We start from the raw sequence: 17,412 nt of genomic DNA, 5'->3' as shown, positions 1-17,412 counted from the left end.
GCAGGAGCCCCTCCGCTCCGTTCGGCTTGACGAATGGAAATTACGCTGCGTAACCTCACAGTGAGTGACCAGCCGCGCGGCACAGCCGCACGCCGATACAGCGTCCGGGGAGCTTTATGTCCAGCGAATACGCCAAACAGCTCGGGGCCAAGCTCCGCGCCATCCGCACCCAGCAGGGCCTCTCCCTCCACGGTGTCGAGGAGAAGTCCCAGGGCCGCTGGAAGGCCGTGGTGGTGGGATCGTACGAGCGCGGCGACCGCGCCGTGACCGTGCAGCGTCTCGCCGAGCTGGCCGACTTCTACGGCGTCCCGGTGCAGGAGCTGCTTCCGGGCACGAGCCCGGCCGGGGCCGCCGAGCCGCCGCCGAAGCTGGTACTGGACCTTGAGCGACTGGCCCATGTGCCGGTCGAGAAGGCAGGCCCGCTGCAGCGGTATGCCGCGACGATCCAGAGCCAGCGTGGCGATTACAACGGCAAGGTGCTCTCGATCCGCCAGGACGACCTGCGCACCCTCGCCGTTATCTACGACCAGTCGCCGTCCGTGCTGACCGAACAGCTGATCAGCTGGGGCGTGCTGGGCGCCGACGCCCGCCGCGCGGTCCAGCACGAAGACGTCTGAGTCCGAGTCCTCTTTCCCTCTTCACCAGCAGAAACGTGCCGCCGGGGGCGGTGGGGCCCTTCTGGGTCCTCCACCGCCCCCGGCGGCTTTGTCGTATGACGAGCCTGTGCGGCGTCCGTCGTATGGCCCGGCGGTCCGGCTCGTAGTCCGGCGTGACGGCCCCGTCGCGGTTATGCCCGGTGCTCCGGGTGCTCCTGATCGCGACGCAGACTCGGCTTCAGCTCCTTGATACGGCCCAGCAGACCGTTGACAAAGGCCGGCGAGTCGTCGGTGGAGAACTCCTTGGCGAGTTGCACCGCCTCGTCGATCACCACCGCGTCCGGGGTCTCGTCCTCCCACACCAGCTCATACGCGCCCAGCCGCAGGATATTCCGGTCGACGACCGGCATCCGGTCCAGCGTCCAGCCCACCGCATAGGTGGCGATCAGCTCGTCGATCCGGCCGATGTGCTGCGCATATCCCTCGACGAGCTGCATCGTGTATTCGCTGACCGGCGGCTGCCGGTCGTCGGTCCGAGCGAGCCGGATCCAGTCCGCGAGCACGATCTGCACGGTGGTGCCGCGCTGATCGGCCTCGAAGAGGATCTGAAAGGCACGCTTACGAGCCTTGTTGCGGGCAGCCACGGTTAGTTGTTCACCCGACCGAGGTACTCGCCGGAGCGGGTGTCGACCTTGATCTTCTCACCGGTGGTGATGAACAGGGGCACGCCGATCTCGTAGCCGGTCTCCAGCTTGGCGGGCTTGGTGCCACCGGTGGAGCGGTCACCCTGGACGCCCGGCTCGGTGTACTCGATCACCAGCTCGACGGCGGCGGGAAGCTCGACGTACAGCGGGTTGCCCTCGTACATCGCCACGACGGCCTCGAAGCCCTCCAGCAGATAGCGGGCGTTGTCGCCCACGACCTCGGGGGTGATGTAGATCTGGTCGAAAGTGTCCATGTCCATGAACACAAAGCTCTCGCCGTCCTTGTACGAGAACTGCATGCCGCGCTTGTCGACATTGGCCGTCTCGACCTTCACGCCGGCGTTGAAGGTCTTGTCGACCACCTTGCCGGACAGCACGTTCTTGAGCTTGGTGCGCACGAAGGCGGGGCCCTTGCCGGGCTTGACGTGCTGGAACTCGACGACGGACCACAGCTGGCCGCCTTCGAGCTTGAGCACCAAGCCGTTCTTGAGGTCGTTCGTGGATGCCACGGTTGCGGGTTCTCCTGGACTACAGCTGGCGGAGACCAGAAAGCCGCCGGCGCGCCCTGTTCTTCAGAGTGCGAGCAGCTCTTTGGTCGTGATGGTGAGTAGCTCGGGTCCGCCGTCCGCCTCGGGGCGGACGACGAGCGTGTCATCGATCCGGACACCGCCCCGGCCCGGGAGGTGGACCCCCGGCTCGACGGTGACCGGCACACAAGCGTCCAGTTTACCCATGGCGGACGGTGTGAGCCGAGGGTCCTCGTCGATTTCCAGGCCCACACCGTGTCCGGTGCACGGTTCGAGGGCGTCTCCGTACCCCGCCGCGGTCAGCACCTGGCGGGTCACCCGGTCCACATCGCAGTAGGCCCGGCCCGGCAACAGCGCCTCCCGCCCGGCCCGCTGGGCGGCGAAAACGGCATCGTACAGCTCGACCTGCCAGTCCGCGGGCGAGGGTCCGATGACGAAGGTACGGCCCACCTGGCAGCGGTAGCCGCGGTAGTCGGCGCCCAGGCAGATGGTGAGGAAGTCGCCCTCCTCGACCCGGCGGTCGGTGGGCAGATGGCCGGGGCGCCCCGCGTTGGGCCCCGCCGCGACGACGGTGGGGAAGGCCGGGCCGTCCGCGCCGTGGTCCACCAGCCGGCGCTCCAGCTCCAGCGCCAGATGACGCTCGGTGCGGCCCACCAGGATCGACTCCAGCAGCTCACCGAGCGCCTGGTCGGCCAGCTCCCCGGCGATCCGCATACAGGAGATCTCCTCGTCGTCCTTGACGAGCCGCAACTGCTCGACGGCGCGGTCCAGATCGGCCAGCCGGAGCCGGGGGGCGGCGGCGCCGAGCGCCCGATGGCGGGCGACGGTCAGATCGTGCTCCTCGACGGCCAGCGAGTCGGCGCCGTCCGCCGCGGCCAGATCGGCGGCGGCCACCACCGGATCGCCGTCCGCGCCCGGCATGACGAGCAGCCGGGGCTCGTCCGAACGCGTCGGGCCCGAGGAGAGGGACGGGGAAAGCGGTGGAGCGGACGGGACCTCGGTGGCCACCAGCACATCCTGGACGGGGCCGAGCAGCAGCACGGCCCCGGGCGGCACGGCGCCGCACAGATAGCGCACATTGGCGGGCCGGGACACCAGCGCCGCCGCGCTCCCGGCCGCGGTGCACTGATCGTGCAGACGGGCACGTCGGACCGCGTACACCTCGGACATGTCCCCGAGCGTACGCACGCTCGGGGACCATGGCTCCTCCAGTGGCTCGGGCGAGTGAGCCGAAGGGGCGCGTCGCTGTCGAAAGGGAGAGCGCGCGCAGGCCCCTGAGGAACGAAGGGGCCGAGCACGGTCGACCGTCGACAGGGGGCACCTCCCAGCGGTAGCTGGGGGAGGCTGAAGCGCCCCGGAGGCGAACCGAGCCTCAAAAAAGGGCGGGCGTGCTACCAGCTGGGCGGGCTCGCGATGGAGCGGGTGACCACCTCGTCGAGCATGCGGGCCGTGGTCTCCACGTCATACGTGGAGTTGTCGATGATCGGCAGGCCGGAGCCGTACCACCCGGCCATCCGGCCGTGGATCCGCGCCACCTCCTCGTCGCTGAGGCGGCGGTTGCCGGTGCGGGCCGCGTTCCGCTCCAGGACGATCTCCAGGCCCGGAAGGACCACCACCGGCAGCAGACCGGGGCCCACATGGCGCTTCCAGCCGCCGAGGCCGACGACCGGGCGGTCGGGGAAGACGGCGTCGTCGAGGATGCAGGAGATCCCGTTGGCCAGGAAGTTACGGGCGGCGAAGCCGCAGGTGCGGCGGGCGAGACGATACTGCGCCTCGGAGTTCTCGTTCCACCCCGACTGGGGGTTGGCGAAACCGGACCGGACCCACTCCCGCACATCGTCCAGGCTGATGTGCGCGGTCGGCACCCGGCGGCGGTCGGCCCAGTGACGCGCGACCGTCGTCTTGCCCGCCCCGGCCGGTCCGATCAGCAGTACCGCCACCGCCGCCTGCGAGACATCGGCGACCGACGGGTCCGCCGGGGGGTGCGGCAGCGGCACCGGACCGCCGGGCGGTAGCTGGATATGGCCGGTGGTGTTCACCGTCTCCAGCGGCGCCCCGGGGTGCGCGGGCGGGGGCGGGGGCGGCGGAGGCGATACCGGATGTTGCGCGGGCGGTGCGGGGTGCCCGGGCACCGGAGGCGCGGGCGGGGCGGGGGGATTGGGGTGAGGTCCCGGGTGATGGTTCGCACTCGCGCCCTGGGCCCAGCCCGCACCCTGCGGACCGGGCACCGGCCCCGGCTGGTGGGGCGGTGGCAGCGGAGCTCCCACTGCATGCTGCATCCGGTGGCACTCCGTCTCGTACAGGCAGTTCTCATCCGACAACTGTCAACGGTGATACGGCGGTGAGGCCGCTCCTACCGAACGGTACCTGCCCAGAGCGCCGCTGTGTGAACGCCCCGCAAACCCGTTGTGTGCCCCCTACCCCTTGCCGGCCAGGCAATTCGTCCGGCAAGGGCCGCAACTGCGAGGTGCTGAGGAACTGTTCGAGAGCCCGCGGCGGTGCCGCGGGCTTCGAAGGCGATGACAGAGTTGTGACGCGACGACAACGGCGACGACGGATACCCTCCGCGTCAGCCGGAGACCTCGGCGTACGCCGCGAGCAGCACCGCCGGGTCCGGGCCCTCCAGAACGGTGGGCTTGGCGAGACCGTCCAGGACGATGAAGCGCAGCAGGTCACCCCGGGACTTCTTGTCGACTCGCATGGTCTCCAGCAGCTTGGGCCACTGGTCACCACGGTAGGTGAGCGGCAGACCCACGGACTCCAGGACGGCGCGGTGGCGATCGGCCGTGGCGTCGTCCAGACGGCCCGCCAGCCGCCCCAGCTCGGCGGCGAAGACCATGCCCACGGAAACGGCCGCGCCATGGCGCCAGTTGTAGCGCTCGTTCTTCTCGATGGCGTGGGCGAGCGTATGCCCGTAGTTGAGGATCTCCCGCAGCCCGGACTCCTTGAGGTCGCTGGAGACGACCTCGGCCTTGACCCGGATGGAGCGCTCGATGAGCTCGGCGGTGTGCGGACCGGCGGGGGTGCGGGCGGCGGCCGGGTCCCGCTCGATCAGCTCCAGGATCTCCGGGTCGGCGATGAAGCCCGCCTTGATGATCTCGGCGAGCCCGCTGATGTAGTCGTTGGCCGGCAGCGAGTCCAGCGCGGCCAGATCGCACAGCACCCCGACCGGGGGGTGGAAGGCGCCGACGAGGTTCTTGCCCTCGGCGGTGTTGATCCCGGTCTTGCCGCCGACGGCGGCGTCGACCATGGCGAGCACGGTCGTGGGGACGGCGATCCAGCGCACGCCGCGCAGCCAGGTCGCGGCGACGAATCCGGCGAGGTCGGTGGTCGCGCCGCCGCCGACGCCGACGATCACATCGGTGCGGGTGAAGCCGGTCTGCCCGAGCGCCTTCCAGCAGTACGCGGCGACCTCGGCGGTCTTCGCCTCCTCGCCGTTGGGCAGCTGGATCGCGACGGCGTCGTACCCCTGCTCGGCGAGGTCCTGGCGGATGGCCTCACCGGTCTCGGCCAGCGCCTCGGGGTGCAGGACGGCGACGCGCTTGGCCGCGCCGATCAGCCCGGGGAGCTCGCCGAGGAGCTGCCGGCCGATCAGCACCTCGTACGGCGCGGTGCCCGCGGTGCCTCCGACCTGGATGCGCGTAGGGGTCTCGGCCACAGGGGGTGTCATGCGTTCTTCAGCTCCAGTACGTCCAGGACGGCCTCGGCGACGTCCTCGGGGGTGCGGTCCTCGGTCGACACGACGGCGCGGGCGACCTCGGTGTACAGCGGGCGACGCTGCTCCATCAGCTCACGCCAGCGCTGGCGCGGGTTGACCGTGAGCAGCGGGCGCGGGGCGTCAAGACCGGTGCGCTTGACGGCCTCGGCGACGCCCATCTCCAGGAAGACGACCGGGAGGCCGACGAGCAGCTCACGGGTGCCCTCGTCGAGGACGGCGCCGCCGCCCAGCGCGAGCACGCCCCGGTGCTCGGCCACGGCGGTCCGTACGGCCTGCCGCTCCAGCTCACGGAAGTGCGGCTCGCCCTCGTCGATGAAGATCTCCGAGATCTCCTTGCCCGCCGTCGCGACGATGTCGGTGTCGCTGTCGCGGAAGGTGGTGCCGAGCCGCTGCGCGAGCACCTGCCCGACGGTGGTCTTCCCGACACCCATGGGCCCGACCAGCACAACGACGGGCCCCTCGCCGGCCTGCCCGCTCACCGAATGGCCAGGTTCTCGAGGAAGCTCTGCACATTGCGCCGCGTCTCGGTGACCGAGTCGCCGCCGAACTTCTCCGCGACCGCGTCCGCCAGGACCAGCGCGACCATCGCCTCGGCGACGATCCCGGCCGCCGGGACGGCGCAGACGTCGGAGCGCTGGTGGTGGGCCTTGGTCGGCTCGCCGGTGGTCACATCGATCGTGGCCAGCGCCTTGGGCACGGTCGCGATCGGCTTCATCGCGGCCCGGACGCGCAACAGCTCGCCGGTGGTCAGCCCGCCCTCGGTGCCACCCGAGCGGCCCGAGGAGCGCCGGATGCCCTCGTCCGTGGAGACGATCTCGTCATGGGCCTTGGAGCCGGGCACCCGCGCGAGGTCGAAGCCGTCGCCGACCTCGACGCCCTTGATGGCCTGGATGCCCATCAGCGCACCGGCCAGCCGTGCGTCGAGCCGGCGGTCCCAGTGCACATGGGAGCCGAGGCCCACCGGCACGCCGTACGCCAGCACCTCGACGACACCGCCGAGGGTGTCGCCGTCCTTGTGGGCCTGGTCGATCTCGGCCACCATCGCCTTGCTCGCGTCGGCGTCCAGGCAGCGCACCGGGTCGGCGTCCAGCTTCTCGACGTCGGAGGGCTTGGGGTAGACGCCGTACGGCGCCTTCGCGGCGGCCAGCTCCACGACATGCGAGACGATCTCGATCCCGGCCGTCTCCTTGAGGTAGGAGCGGGCGACGGTGCCCAGTGCCACCCGGGCGGCGGTCTCGCGGGCGCTGGCGCGCTCCAGGATGGGCCGGGCCTCGTCGAAACCGTACTTCTGCATACCGGCCAAGTCCGCGTGGCCGGGGCGGGGGCGGGTCAGCGGGGCGTTACGGGCGAGTCCCTCGAGGATCTCGGGGTCCACCGGGTCGGCGGCCATGACCTGCTCCCACTTCGGCCACTCCGTGTTGCCGACCATGATCGCGACCGGGGAGCCGAGGGTCAGCCCGTGCCGTACGCCGCCGAGGAAGGTGACCTCGTCGCGCTCGAACTTCATCCGGGCACCGCGGCCATAGCCGAGCCGCCGTCGGGCCAGGGCGTCCGCCACCATGTCGGTGGTGATCGGCACCCCGGCGGGCAGCCCCTCCAGCGTCGCCACGAGTGCGGGGCCGTGCGACTCCCCCGCGGTCAGCCAGCGCAACCTGCTCAACGGTGCTCCCTCATGCGCGTGCCTCGACGTCTTGCGGCGCGACCCGGTCCGCGCGACTCCGGCCCGCACCTCCGATCCTCCCACGACCCGGGAGTCTCATCGGTGCATGGTCCATGGGGTGGACGGTCGCGGACGGCCGGGGACGGGCCGGGGGACGGACGCGGACGGCCGGGCAGGGGCCGACGAGGAGCCCGTGAGGCGGGTCAGCGGGCCGCCAACGCCTCGCGCATCGCGGCCAGGGGCGCGGAGGCGCGGCCCGTCATCTGCTCGACTTGGAGCACCGCCTGGTGGACCAGGAGGTCCAGGCCGCCGACGACCGAGCCGCCACGCGCCGACCAGGCAGCGGCGAGCGGGGTCGGCCAGGGCTCGTAGAGGACGTCGAAGAGCGCGCCGGGGCGGTCCGGTACGGACGCGGCGAGCGCGTCGGTGGTGCCCGCGGGGGTGGTGGCGATCACCAGGGGCGCGCCGAGCGCCTCGGCCGCGTCGCCCCAGTCCGCCGTGCGCACCGCGACACCCAGCCGCTCGCCCCATTGCCGCATCTCGGCGGCGCGGGCCTCGCTGCGGACGTACGCGGTGACCTCGCCGTCGCAGATCCGGGAGAGCGCGGCCAGCGCCGAGGAGGCCGTCGCGCCGGCGCCCAGCACGGCGGCGCGCGCCACGCGCCCGACACCACGCTCCCGCAGCGCCGCCAGCATGCCCGGGATATCGGTGTTGTCCCCGTGCCTGCGGCCGTCGTCGGTGAAGACGACCGTGTTGACGGCCTCCACCGATGCCGCGGTGTCGGTGATCTCGTCCAGCAGCGGGATGACGGCGCGCTTGAGCGGCATGGTCAGGGACAGCCCGGCCCAGGCCGGTCCCCCGTCCTCGCCGAGGTGTTTGAAGAAGTCCGGCAGTGCGGTCTCGTCCACCTCGAAGCGGTCGTACGTCCAGCCGCTCAGGCCCAGCTCCCGGTACGCCGCGCGGTGCAGCACCGGTGACAGGGAGTGGGCGATCGGCGAACCGAGCACCGCTGCCCTGCGGTTTTCCGACATCTTTCCTCAGCCGTTGTTCGTGCGCTGCCTATTGAACTTCTCGACCCACTTCTGGTGATCCGCGTAGGTCTTGGAGAACTGGCTCTTGCCGCTGACCGCGACGAAGTAGTACCACCCGTCGGAAGTCGGGTTCAGCGACGCCTTCAGCGCGTCCGCACCCGGATTGCCAATCGGGCCCGGCGGGAGCCCCTTGTAGAAGTAGGTGTTGTACGGATTGTCGTATCCCTTGATCTCACTGATCGGGATATCCAGCTTGCTCTGATTCTTGATGTAGTTGTACGTGGAGTCGAATTCCAGCTTGCCGTAGGTCTCGGGATTAGCGGGCTTGAGCCGGTTGTAGATGACCTCGGCCATCTTCCGGAAGTCGTCGTGGGTGACGCCCTCCGCCTGGACCAGGCTGGCCACGCTGATCAGCTGGAGCGGGGACTTGAGGCCCAGCTCCTTCGCCTTGCCCTCCAGATCCTGGCTGCCGTAGTTACGGTTGGCCTCGGCGACCATCTTCCGCAGCACGTCCGCGGGCTTGGCGCCCTTGCCCACGCTGTAGCGGGACGGGTACAGGAACCCTTCCAGCGGATCCTTGATCTTGCTGTTGTCGTCGGCCCAGGAGGGCAGCCCGAGGTTCTTCGCCTCCTTCTTGGCGATGTCCGCGGTGGTTCCCGCCTTGACGCCGACCTTCTTGTCGATCGCCGCGTAGATCGCGGCGTCGCGCATACCCTCGGTGACGATCAGGGCGTTGCTGCTGGTGGGGTCGAGCATCAGCTTGACCGCCGCCGCGCCGGACATCTCCTTGCGCAGGCTGTAGGTGCCCGGCTGGACGAACTTGCCGCTGTCCTCCACGGCCTCGACGAAGGCGCCGCTGCTCTTGACCACGCCCTTGTCGGCGAGGATCGAGCCGATCTCGGCATTGCCGGAGCCGGAGGGAACCTCCACCTCGATCTGCCCGGTGCCGTCGCCCGAGTAGTCGGGTGCGGGGCCGAAGCGGGTCTGCCAGAAGTCGTAGGCGTAGTAGCCGCCTCCGCCGACGGCGCCCACCAGGACGACGGTGACAAAGAGGCACGCCACGCCGCTGCGGCGCTTCTTGGGCTTCTTGCCCTTGCCCTTCTTGCCGCCGCGCGCGCCGGGCTCGTCATCGTCATCGTCCGCCGCGTCGTCCAGGCCCCGGCCGCCGCCGTCCGTGAAGAACGGGTGGTCTTCCTCGCCGTCCGCCCGGGGCGGCTCCTCGGGGGCCTCACGCTGGCGCGGCACCTGGTGCTCCGCGGACACCGTGGGCATCTGCTGTGTCTGCGGGGGCACATGGGCGCCCTGAGGTCCCGAGGGGGCCTGCGGTGACTGCTGTTGTCCCTGGTAGGGGTCCTGCGTCGGGTAGGAACCGCTCTGGCTCCCGTAGGGATCGTGCGGGTCCATACCCCCGTACGAGCCGCCCTGGGGCGGGTAGGGAACACCCTGGCCGGGGTACTCCTGCGGGTGCCCCTGATGCGGGTAGCCGGCGTCCTGGCCGTCCCACTGGTGCTGCTGGTGCTGCTGGGGATCCTGCTGATATCCGTGCGGATACTGCTGGTGCCCGTAGGGGTCCTGGGCGTACGCGTCCTGCCCGTAGGAGCCCTGACCGTACGGATCCTGGGCGTAGGCCTCCTGCGCATAGGGGTCCTGCGCGTACGGCTCCTGAGCGTAGGGGGCCTGCGCATAGGGATCCTGACCGGCCGCCGTGGGCTGGCCGCTCCACTCTCGGTCCCCGTACAGCGGATCCTCTGGATGCCACGGTTGGGAGCCGGGTCCCCGGCCGTACTCAGTCATCGATCCCCTAGCGACGGAGGTGGTCACCGCTCGGCGTGTTCGTGGCACAGGTGGCGGCGGCCATGTCGCGCGGAACGTTACCGTACCGCGATCAGATGACCACTTCGACGGCTTCTCCGGGGGCCCTGCCCGAGACCCGCTCGGTCTCCAGCGCACTCTGCAGGATCACCACGGCGGCTGCCTGGTCAACCACCGAGCGGCCCTTCTTCGACGTCACCCCGGAGGCGCGCAGCCCCTGGGACGCTGTGACAGTGGTCATACGTTCGTCGACGAGCCGTACCGGCACCGGGGCGACCCGCCGCGCCAACTCGCGTGCGAAGGTGCGCACTTTGGCCGCGGCCGGCCCCTCGCGCCCGCTGAGCGAGCGCGGCAGGCCGACCACCACTTCGAGCGGTTCGTACTCCGCGACGAGCGCCGCGAGCCGCTTGTGGGCGGCCGGGATGTCGCGTCCCGGCACGGTCTCCACGGGGGTGGCGAGGATCCCGTCGGGGTCGCACGAGGCGACCCCGATCCGGGCGTCTCCGACGTCGATGGCGATCCGCCTGCCGCGTCGCACGACTACCGGTCCGAGTCCGCGACAAGCCGCTCGACGGCCTCGATGGCCTCGCCGACGGCGTCCGGGTTCTGGCCGCCGCCCTGGGCCACGTCCGGCTTGCCGCCGCCTCCGCCGCCGAGCGTCTTGGCGGCGGTGCGGACCAGGTCACCGGCCTTGAGACCGCGCTCACGGGCGGCCTCATTGGTGGCGATCACGGTCAGCGGACGGCCGCCCGCCACGGTGAAGAGGGCGACGACGGCGGGGCGGTCGCCCGGGATGCGGCCGCGCACGTCCAGGACCAGCTTGCGCAGATCGTCGGCGGAGGTGCCGTCCGGCACCTTGGCGGCGACCAGGGCCGTGCCCCGGACGTCCTTGGCGCCCTGGGCGAGACCGGCGGCGGCCTGCAGCACCTTCTCGGCGCGGAACCGCTCGATCTCCTTCTCGGCCTCCTTGAGTTTGCTCAGCATGCCGGAGATCTTCTCCGGGAGCTCCTCGGGGCGGCCCTTGACCAGGTCGGTGAGCTGGGAGACGACCGTGTGCTCACGGGCGAGGAAGTTGTAGGCGTCCACGCCCACCAGAGCCTCGACGCGGCGCACACCGGAGCCGATGGAGGATTCGCCGAGCAGCTTCACCAGACCCAGCTGGGCGGTGTTGTGCACATGCGTGCCACCGCACAGCTCCTTGGAGAAGTCGCCGATGGTCACCACGCGCACCCGGTCGCCGTACTTCTCGCCGAACTCGGCGATGGCGCCCTGCTTCTTGGCCTCGTCCATGCTCATCACCTCGGCGGAGACGTCGAGTTCACGCGAGAGCACTTCGTTGATCTTCTGCTCGACGTCCATGAGCACCCCGCCGGGCACGGCGGCCGGCGAGCCGAAGTCGAAGCGGAAGCGGCCGGGCGAGTTCTCCGAACCGGCCTGGGCGGCGGTCGGGCCCAGGGCGTCGCGCAGCGCCTGGTGGGTGAGGTGGGTGGCGCTGTGGGCGCGGGCGATGGCGCGGCGGCGCGTGATGTCGATCCGGGCGTGGGCACCGGCGCCGACCGTCACCTCGCCGACCTGGACGACGCCCTTGTGCACGCTGACGCCGGGCACCGGCTGCTGGACGTCCCGGACCTCCACCACGGCGCCGGTGTCCAGCTTGATCCGGCCGGTGTCGGCGAGCTGGCCGCCGCCCTCGGCGTAGAACGGGGTGCGGTCCAGGACGACCTCGACCTCGTCGCCCTCGGTGGCGGCGGGCGAGGACACCCCGTCGACCAGCAGGCCCACGATGGTGGACTCGCCCTCGGTGTGGCTGTAGCCGGTGAACTCGGTGAGACCGGAGCTGTCGGCCACCTCGCGGTAGGCGGACAGGTCGGCGTGGCCGGTCTTCTTGGCCCTGGCGTCGGCCTTGGCGCGCTCCCGCTGCTCCTTCATCAGCCGGCGGAAGCCCGCCTCGTCCACCGAGAGGCCCTGTTCGGCGGCCATCTCGAGGGTGAGGTCGATCGGGAAGCCCCAGGTGTCGTGGAGCAGGAACGCCTTGTCACCGGCGAGCACGCCGCCACCGGCGGCCTTGGTGTCGGTGACGGCGGTGTCGAGGATGTTGGTGCCGGCCTTGAGCGTCTTGAGGAAGGCCGACTCCTCGGCGAGGGCGACGGTCTCGATGCGCTTGCGGTCGGTCAGCAGCTCCGGGTACTGCTGGCCCATCGTCTTGAGGACGACGTCGACCAGCTCGCCGACGACCGGCTCGGTGGCGCCGAGGATGCGCATGTTGCGGATGGCTCGGCGCATGATGCGGCGCAGCACATAGCCGCGGCCCTCGTTGCCGGGGGTGACGCCGTCGCCGATGAGCATGACGGAGGTGCGCATATGGTCGGCGACCACGCGCAGCGAGACGTCGGAGTCATGGGCGGCGTCGTAGGCGACCCCGGTCAGCTCGGTGGCCTTGTCCATGACGACGCGCAGGGTGTCGGTCTCGTACATGTTCCGTACGCCCTGCAGGATCATCGCGAGGCGCTCGAGGCCGAGGCCGGTGTCGATGTTCTTGCTGGGCAGCTCGCCGAGGATCGGGAAGTTCTCCTTGCCCTCGCCCGCACCGCGCTCGTACTGCATGAAGACCAGGTTCCAGATCTCCACGTAGCGCTCGTCGTTGACGGCCGGGCCGCCCTCCTCGCCGAACTCCGGACCACGGTCGTAGTTGATCTCGGAGCAGGGGCCGCAGGGGCCGGGAACGCCCATGGACCAGTAGTTCGGGCCCATGCCCAGGCGCTGGATGCGCTCGGCGGGGACGCCGATCACCTCGCGCCAGATGCGCTCGGCCTCGTCGTCCTGCTCGTAGACGGTGATCCACAGCCGCTCGGGGTCGAGGCCGTAGCCGCCCTCCTCCTGGGAGCTGGTCAGCAGCTCCCAGGCGTACGTGATGGCGCCTTCCTTGAAGTAGTCGCCGAACGAGAAGTTCCCGCACATCTGGAAGAAGGTGCCGTGGCGGGTGGTCTTGCCGACCTCTTCGATGTCCGGGGTGCGCACGCACTTCTGCACGCTGACGGCGCGGTCGAAGGGCGGCTTGACCTCGCCGAGGAAGTACGGCTTGAAGGGGACCATGCCCGCGGGGACCAGCAGCAGCGTCGGGTCGTCCGCGATGAGCGACGCCGACGGCACGACGGTGTGCCCGCGCTCCTCGAAGAAGCGCAGCCAGCGGCGGCGGATTTCAGCCGACTCCATCAGTGGTCCTCATTTCCGGCTTTGTGGAGCTTGTGGGGAGTGGTGTGGGTGAGCTGGGTCCGGCCCCGCTGGGCCGGGAGCTGCTTGCGGTCGTCCGGCGGTGGCGCCGAGAGCCCGAGCGCGTCCTTGAGCGCGGCCTCGCGGTCGGCCATGCCGTCCCGTACGTCGAGGGCGAAGACCTTGATCCGCCGGCCCGCCAGCACCGCGCGGTCGGCGGCCTGCGCCGCCAGACTCTCCGGGGTGAGCTGGTTGAGCTTGCGGTTGACCTTGGTGGTGGCCCACACTCCGGCGGCGACGCCGGTGGTGAACCAGAATGTGCGGCGGAACATCCGGTCTGTCAGCCCTTCGATCCACGGTTGCGACGGCCGCCCCAGCGGGCGGACGGCAGGGTCTTGCCGATGACGACGGTGCGCGCGGGCGCGGGCTCGTCCTCCGCTCGCCCCTTGCGGCCGATCGCCCGCCGGACGCCGTAGCCGAACGCGGCCACCTTGACCAGCGGACCGCCGAAGGCGGTGGAGACGGTCGAGGAGAGCGCGGAGGCGTTGGAGGTGACCTCCTGGACGTCGGAGGCGATGGAATCCACCCGGGCGAGCTGGGTGTTGGCCTCGCGCACGGTCGCGGACGCCTCGCTGAGCAGCGGAACCGCCTGATCGGTGACCTCCGCCAGCAGCCTGGTGGCCGCCTTGAGCGTCTGGGCCAGCCTCACCAGCGCCAGGGCGAGGAAGGACACCAGGATCGCCCAGAAGACGGCCACGAGGATCCCGGCCACCTCTCCACCGGACACGTCGCACCGCTCCCTGTCGCCGCTCGTCGTCGTTGGTCGTGTTGATCGTGCTCGTCGTGATCGCTCGTCGTTCGGGTCGTTCGTCGCCCGCCGCTCTCGGGCGGTATCCGGGCGCGGGCGGCAGGTATCGACCTTATCGCGCCACGGACGCGCACCCGAAACGGATAACGGCCACCGGGCGCGCTCCCGGGTCCGCCATCGGACAAGCCCGCGGGTTCCCCGTCGACCGGCGTCGAGGGGAACCCGCGGGCTTGGCTGGGTACTGTGCGCTCCGCTGGATCAGCGGGCGTAGTACTCGACGACGAGCTGCTCGTCGCAGATGACCGGAATCTCCTTGCGGTTGGGGTCCCGGTCGAGGCGGAAGGCGAGCGCCATCAGGTTGACCTGGAGGTAGCGCGGGGTCTCGCCGTCGGGGGCGTAACCACCCTCGCGCGCCACCTGGAAGGGGTGCTTGTCGCGGCTGCGCTCGCGGACCATCACCACGTCGTCCGGGCGGACCCGGAAGGACGGCTTGTCGACCTTACGGCCGTTGACCTCGATGTGGCCGTGGGTGACCATCTGGCGGGCCTGGTAGATGGTGCGGGCGATGCCCGACCGCAGGACGAGCGCGTCCAGACGGCGCTCGAGCTCGATGACCAGAGCCTCGCCCGTCTTGCCTCCGGCCTTCCGAGCGCGGTCGTAGGCACGGGCCATCTGGCGCTCGCTGATGTCGTACTGGGCGCGCAGGCGCTGCTTCTCCAGCAGCCGGACCTTGTAGTCACTGGTCTGCTTGCGGCCACGGCCGTGCTCACCCGGCGGGTACGGGCGAGCCTCGAAGTACTTGACGGCCTTCGGGGTCAGAGCAATGCCCAGCGCCCGCGACTTCTTGACCTTGGGACGCGACTGGTTCACGGGGAACGAACCTCCATGTAAGTTAGGTGAGCCTTACCTTAGCCGAGGAGAACGCATGTTTCGACCTGGGATCCCCCTGCCCAGCACTGGTCAGAGCCCCGAGGAGGGTCAGCCGCGTCCCAAGGAAGACGCCCTGCGGCCGTCGGCGGCAGAGCGCGTACGTACTCTCGTTGAATCCAAGGCTACGGCTTCGTTGACGATTCCCGGAATCGAGGCCCTGGATGACCTGGGGGCCGACTGTCCGGCCGCCCGGACGGTCGCCCCGGACGGAGATGTGCTGCTGCTCGTCCCCAGCGGCTCCCCCGCCGCCCGGGCCGCCGCACACGCCCAGGACGACGAGCTGACCTGCGTGATGGAGATCACCGACGTCGCCCCCGTCGCGATGCCCCAGCGGATCCGCGGCCGCGCCTGGGTGGCCGGCTGGCTCACCCCCGTCCCCTGCGGTGAGCGCACGCGCGCCGCGGCGGCGCTGCTGGCCGAGCGGCATCCGGTGGGCGAACTGCTCGGCCTCGACCAGGCGCCGCGGCCCCGGCGGTCCGGTGAGCCGGCCGCCGGCGTGGGGCCCGCCGGGAGAGCCGCCTGGACGCTGCTGCGGCTGGAGGTCGGCGAGGCGTGCGTGGACGACCTGTGGGGCGCGGACGGCATCGAGCCGGACGACTTCACGACCGCCGACCCCGATCCGCTCGTGCGGCACGAGGCCGATCTGCTCCAGCATCTGCACGCCGCCCACAGCGAGCAGGTGCGCGGGCTGTGCGCACTGCTCGGCGACCGCTCCGGCGTGGTCTGCACCCGGGGCGCGGCCACCCCGGTGGCCCTGGACCGCTTCGGTCTGCGGGTGCGCTTCACGGACGAGGCGGACCGGCCGTTCGACGCGCGCTTCGACTTCCCCGAGCCGGTGCGGAACGTGACCGAGCTGCGGTACGCGATGCACGCCCTGTTCGACGCGGCGACGAGCTGAGCCTGCGAGTGGGGTGACCGGCGCGGGTGCGGCGGCCGCGGGCCGGGCCGCTACGACGAGGCCGGGGCCGGACCGTCGGCGGACGGCGGCGGGTCGCCCCGCAGCCGCGCCCGCACCCGCTCCACCACATCCGCGTACCGCGCCTCGGCGCCGTACCGCGTGGGCTCGTAGTACCGCTTGCCGTGGATCTTGTCCGGTGCGTACTGCTGCGCCGCGATCCCGCCCGGCAGATCGTGCGGGTAGAGATAGCCCTGTGCGTGGCCGAGCTTCTTGGCGCCCTGGTAGTGGCCGTCACGCAGATGCGGCGGCACCGGCCCGGCCAGGCCCGCCCGCACATCCGCCAGCGCCGCGCCGATCGCCGTCGTCGCGGCGTTGGACTTGGGCGCGAGCGCCAGGGCGATCGTGGCATGGCTCAGGGTGAGCGCGGCCTCCGGGAAGCCGATCAGGGCGACCGCCTGCGCCGCGGCCACGGCGGTGGGCAGGGCGGTCGGATCGGCGAGGCCGATGTCCTCGCTCGCCGAGATCATCAGCCGACGGGCGATGAACCGCGGGTCCTCCCCCGCCTCGATCATCCGGGCCAGATAGTGCAGCGCCGCGTCCACATCCGAGCCGCGGATGGACTTGATGAGGGCGCTGGCCACGTCGTAGTGCTGGTCGCCCGCGCGGTCGTACTTCACCGCGGCCCGGTCGACCGCCTCCTCCAGCGAGGTGAGGGTGACCTCCGCCTCGCCCTTGTCCAGGGCCGCCCCGGCGCCCGCCTCCAGCGCGGTGAGCGCCCGCCGGGCGTCGCCGCCCGCTATGCGCAGCAGATGCGCCTCGGCGTCCTCGGGGAGGGTGACCGCTCCGCCGAGCCCGCGCTCGTCGGTGAGCGCGCGATGCAGCAGCCCGCGCAGATCGTCGTCGGTCAGCGGCTCCAGGGTGAGCAGCAGCGAGCGGGAGAGCAGCGGGGAGATCACGGAGAAGTACGGATTCTCGGTGGTGGCCGCGATCAGCGTCACCCAGCGGTTCTCCACGGCGGGCAGCAGCGAGTCCTGCTGGGCCTTGCTGAAGCGGTGGATCTCGTCCAGGAAGAGGACGGTGTCCCGCCCGTACGCCCCGGAGGAGCGGCGCGCGCCGTCGATGACGGCCCGGACCTCCTTGACCCCCGCGGTGATGGCCGACAGCTCGACGAAGCGCTTCTGGGTGGCCTGGCTGACCACATACGCCAGCGTCGTCTTACCGATCCCCGGCGGGCCCCACAGGAACACCGACGACGGCCCGGCCGGACCGCCGCCCCCCTCGCCCACGAGCCGGCGCAGCGGCGATCCGGGGCGCAGCAGATGCTGCTGGCCCACGACCTCGTCGAGGGTGCGCGGACGCATCCGCACGGCCAGCGGGCTGCTGGCCGGATCCTTCTCCTGGCGGTCCTCTGCGGCGGCGGTGAACAGGTCTGGCTCCACGACGGGAAGCCTATGCCAACCCTGTGACAACGCCGTCGGACCGCCGCCGGGCTCGGGGGTTCAGCCGCCGGGCCCAGGG

Annotated in this window: 17 protein-coding genes; 2 read left to right on the top strand and 15 right to left on the bottom strand. The window is 71.1% G+C overall.

Annotated elements, in window-relative coordinates; genetic code table 11:
* Nucleotides 1–116 precede the first annotated feature (116 nt).
* Nucleotides 117–617: a transcriptional regulator BldD gene (gene bldD, locus CGL27_RS39020; RefSeq protein ID WP_014056259.1), complete on the top strand. Its 501-nt coding sequence runs from the start codon at nucleotides 117–119 to the stop codon at nucleotides 615–617.
* 170 nt (nucleotides 618–787) lie between these two features.
* Here bldD and nusB read toward each other — a convergent pair whose 3' ends face one another.
* The 14 genes from nusB to rpsD form a co-directional block, all read right to left on the bottom strand.
* Nucleotides 788–1,240 (bottom strand): transcription antitermination factor NusB, encoded by a 453-nt coding sequence (gene nusB / locus CGL27_RS39015; protein WP_078639854.1) that lies wholly within the window; start codon nucleotides 1,238–1,240, stop codon nucleotides 788–790.
* A gap of 2 nt (nucleotides 1,241–1,242) precedes the next feature.
* A complete protein-coding gene (efp, locus tag CGL27_RS39010; protein WP_059146782.1) occupies nucleotides 1,243–1,809 on the bottom strand; it encodes an elongation factor P in 567 nt (188 codons plus the stop codon).
* A 63-nt stretch (nucleotides 1,810–1,872) separates the two neighbouring features.
* Entirely contained in the window at nucleotides 1,873–2,997 is a 1,125-nt protein-coding gene (locus CGL27_RS39005; RefSeq protein ID WP_119992308.1) for an aminopeptidase P family protein, read from the bottom strand.
* Nucleotides 2,998–3,218: 221 nt separating this feature from the next.
* Entirely contained in the window at nucleotides 3,219–4,106 is an 888-nt protein-coding gene (locus CGL27_RS39000) for a Pro-rich N-terminal domain-containing protein (protein ID WP_119992307.1), read from the bottom strand.
* 290 nt (nucleotides 4,107–4,396) lie between these two features.
* The gene (gene aroB / locus CGL27_RS38995; protein ID WP_119992306.1) at nucleotides 4,397–5,497 is read right to left on the bottom strand and encodes a 3-dehydroquinate synthase; all 1,101 of its coding nucleotides are present in this window, start codon (nucleotides 5,495–5,497) and stop codon (nucleotides 4,397–4,399) included.
* The gene (locus tag CGL27_RS38990) at nucleotides 5,494–5,976 is read right to left on the bottom strand and encodes a shikimate kinase (RefSeq protein WP_078647220.1); all 483 of its coding nucleotides are present in this window, start codon (nucleotides 5,974–5,976) and stop codon (nucleotides 5,494–5,496) included. The genes aroB and CGL27_RS38990 overlap by 4 nt, the downstream gene beginning before the upstream one ends.
* Before the next feature lie 44 nt (nucleotides 5,977–6,020).
* A complete protein-coding gene (gene aroC, locus CGL27_RS38985) occupies nucleotides 6,021–7,205 on the bottom strand; it encodes a chorismate synthase (RefSeq protein WP_119992305.1) in 1,185 nt (394 codons plus the stop codon).
* Between the two features lie 203 nt (nucleotides 7,206–7,408).
* Nucleotides 7,409–8,236 (bottom strand): shikimate dehydrogenase, encoded by an 828-nt coding sequence (locus CGL27_RS38980; protein WP_119992304.1) that lies wholly within the window; start codon nucleotides 8,234–8,236, stop codon nucleotides 7,409–7,411.
* 6 nt (nucleotides 8,237–8,242) lie between these two features.
* On the bottom strand, nucleotides 8,243–10,030 hold the full coding sequence (mltG, locus tag CGL27_RS38975) for an endolytic transglycosylase MltG (RefSeq protein WP_119992303.1): 1,788 nt from the start codon (nucleotides 10,028–10,030) through the stop codon (nucleotides 8,243–8,245).
* Nucleotides 10,031–10,121: 91 nt separating this feature from the next.
* The gene (gene ruvX / locus CGL27_RS38970) at nucleotides 10,122–10,586 is read right to left on the bottom strand and encodes a Holliday junction resolvase RuvX (RefSeq protein WP_078639860.1); all 465 of its coding nucleotides are present in this window, start codon (nucleotides 10,584–10,586) and stop codon (nucleotides 10,122–10,124) included.
* A gap of 2 nt (nucleotides 10,587–10,588) precedes the next feature.
* Nucleotides 10,589–13,261, bottom strand: coding sequence for an alanine--tRNA ligase (gene alaS / locus CGL27_RS38965; RefSeq protein ID WP_119992302.1), 2,673 nt, complete (start codon nucleotides 13,259–13,261; stop codon nucleotides 10,589–10,591).
* Nucleotides 13,261–13,590, bottom strand: a complete 330-nt coding sequence (locus CGL27_RS38960) for a DUF6167 family protein (protein WP_078639862.1) — start codon at nucleotides 13,588–13,590, stop codon at nucleotides 13,261–13,263. Before CGL27_RS38960 ends, alaS begins: the two co-directional genes overlap by 1 nt.
* Before the next feature lie 8 nt (nucleotides 13,591–13,598).
* Nucleotides 13,599–14,045 (bottom strand): DUF948 domain-containing protein, encoded by a 447-nt coding sequence (locus CGL27_RS38955; protein ID WP_078639863.1) that lies wholly within the window; start codon nucleotides 14,043–14,045, stop codon nucleotides 13,599–13,601.
* 279 nt (nucleotides 14,046–14,324) lie between these two features.
* Entirely contained in the window at nucleotides 14,325–14,936 is a 612-nt protein-coding gene (gene rpsD, locus CGL27_RS38950) for a 30S ribosomal protein S4 (RefSeq protein ID WP_059146792.1), read from the bottom strand.
* Between the two features lie 55 nt (nucleotides 14,937–14,991).
* Here rpsD and CGL27_RS38945 point away from each other — a divergent pair, with 55 nt between their 5' ends.
* A complete protein-coding gene (locus tag CGL27_RS38945; protein WP_119992301.1) occupies nucleotides 14,992–15,894 on the top strand; it encodes a DUF2470 domain-containing protein in 903 nt (300 codons plus the stop codon).
* 50 nt (nucleotides 15,895–15,944) lie between these two features.
* Here CGL27_RS38945 and CGL27_RS38940 read toward each other — a convergent pair whose 3' ends face one another.
* Nucleotides 15,945–17,333: a replication-associated recombination protein A gene (locus CGL27_RS38940; RefSeq protein ID WP_078639865.1), complete on the bottom strand. Its 1,389-nt coding sequence runs from the start codon at nucleotides 17,331–17,333 to the stop codon at nucleotides 15,945–15,947.
* Nucleotides 17,334–17,412 lie beyond the last annotated feature (79 nt).

It is taken from the genome of Streptomyces sp. 11-1-2, from assembly GCF_003595545.1.
Lineage (GTDB): Bacteria > Actinomycetota > Actinomycetes > Streptomycetales > Streptomycetaceae > Streptomyces > Streptomyces hygroscopicus_B.
The sequence above is the reverse complement of the archived record's forward strand: the minus strand, read 5'-3'. Positions and strand labels throughout refer to the sequence as shown.

Bases quoted from the DNA above. Each gene is read 5' to 3' on its own strand.
- bldD (WP_014056259.1), top strand. From the start codon at position 117: ATGTCCAGCGAATACGCCAAACAGCTCGGGGCCAAGCTCCGCGCCATC.
- CGL27_RS39005 (WP_119992308.1), bottom strand. From the start codon at position 2,997: ATGTCCGAGGTGTACGCGGTCCGACGTGCCCGTCTGCACGATCAGTGC.
- CGL27_RS39000 (WP_119992307.1), bottom strand. From the start codon at position 4,106: ATGCAGCATGCAGTGGGAGCTCCGCTGCCACCGCCCCACCAGCCGGGG.
- aroB (WP_119992306.1), bottom strand. From the start codon at position 5,497: ATGACACCCCCTGTGGCCGAGACCCCTACGCGCATCCAGGTCGGAGGC.
- CGL27_RS38990 (WP_078647220.1), bottom strand. From the start codon at position 5,976: ATGGGTGTCGGGAAGACCACCGTCGGGCAGGTGCTCGCGCAGCGGCTC.
- CGL27_RS38980 (WP_119992304.1), bottom strand. From the start codon at position 8,236: ATGTCGGAAAACCGCAGGGCAGCGGTGCTCGGTTCGCCGATCGCCCAC.
- mltG (WP_119992303.1), bottom strand. From the start codon at position 10,030: ATGACTGAGTACGGCCGGGGACCCGGCTCCCAACCGTGGCATCCAGAG.
- alaS (WP_119992302.1), bottom strand. From the start codon at position 13,261: ATGGAGTCGGCTGAAATCCGCCGCCGCTGGCTGCGCTTCTTCGAGGAG.
- CGL27_RS38960 (WP_078639862.1), bottom strand. From the start codon at position 13,590: ATGTTCCGCCGCACATTCTGGTTCACCACCGGCGTCGCCGCCGGAGTG.
- CGL27_RS38945 (WP_119992301.1), top strand. From the start codon at position 14,992: ATGTTTCGACCTGGGATCCCCCTGCCCAGCACTGGTCAGAGCCCCGAG.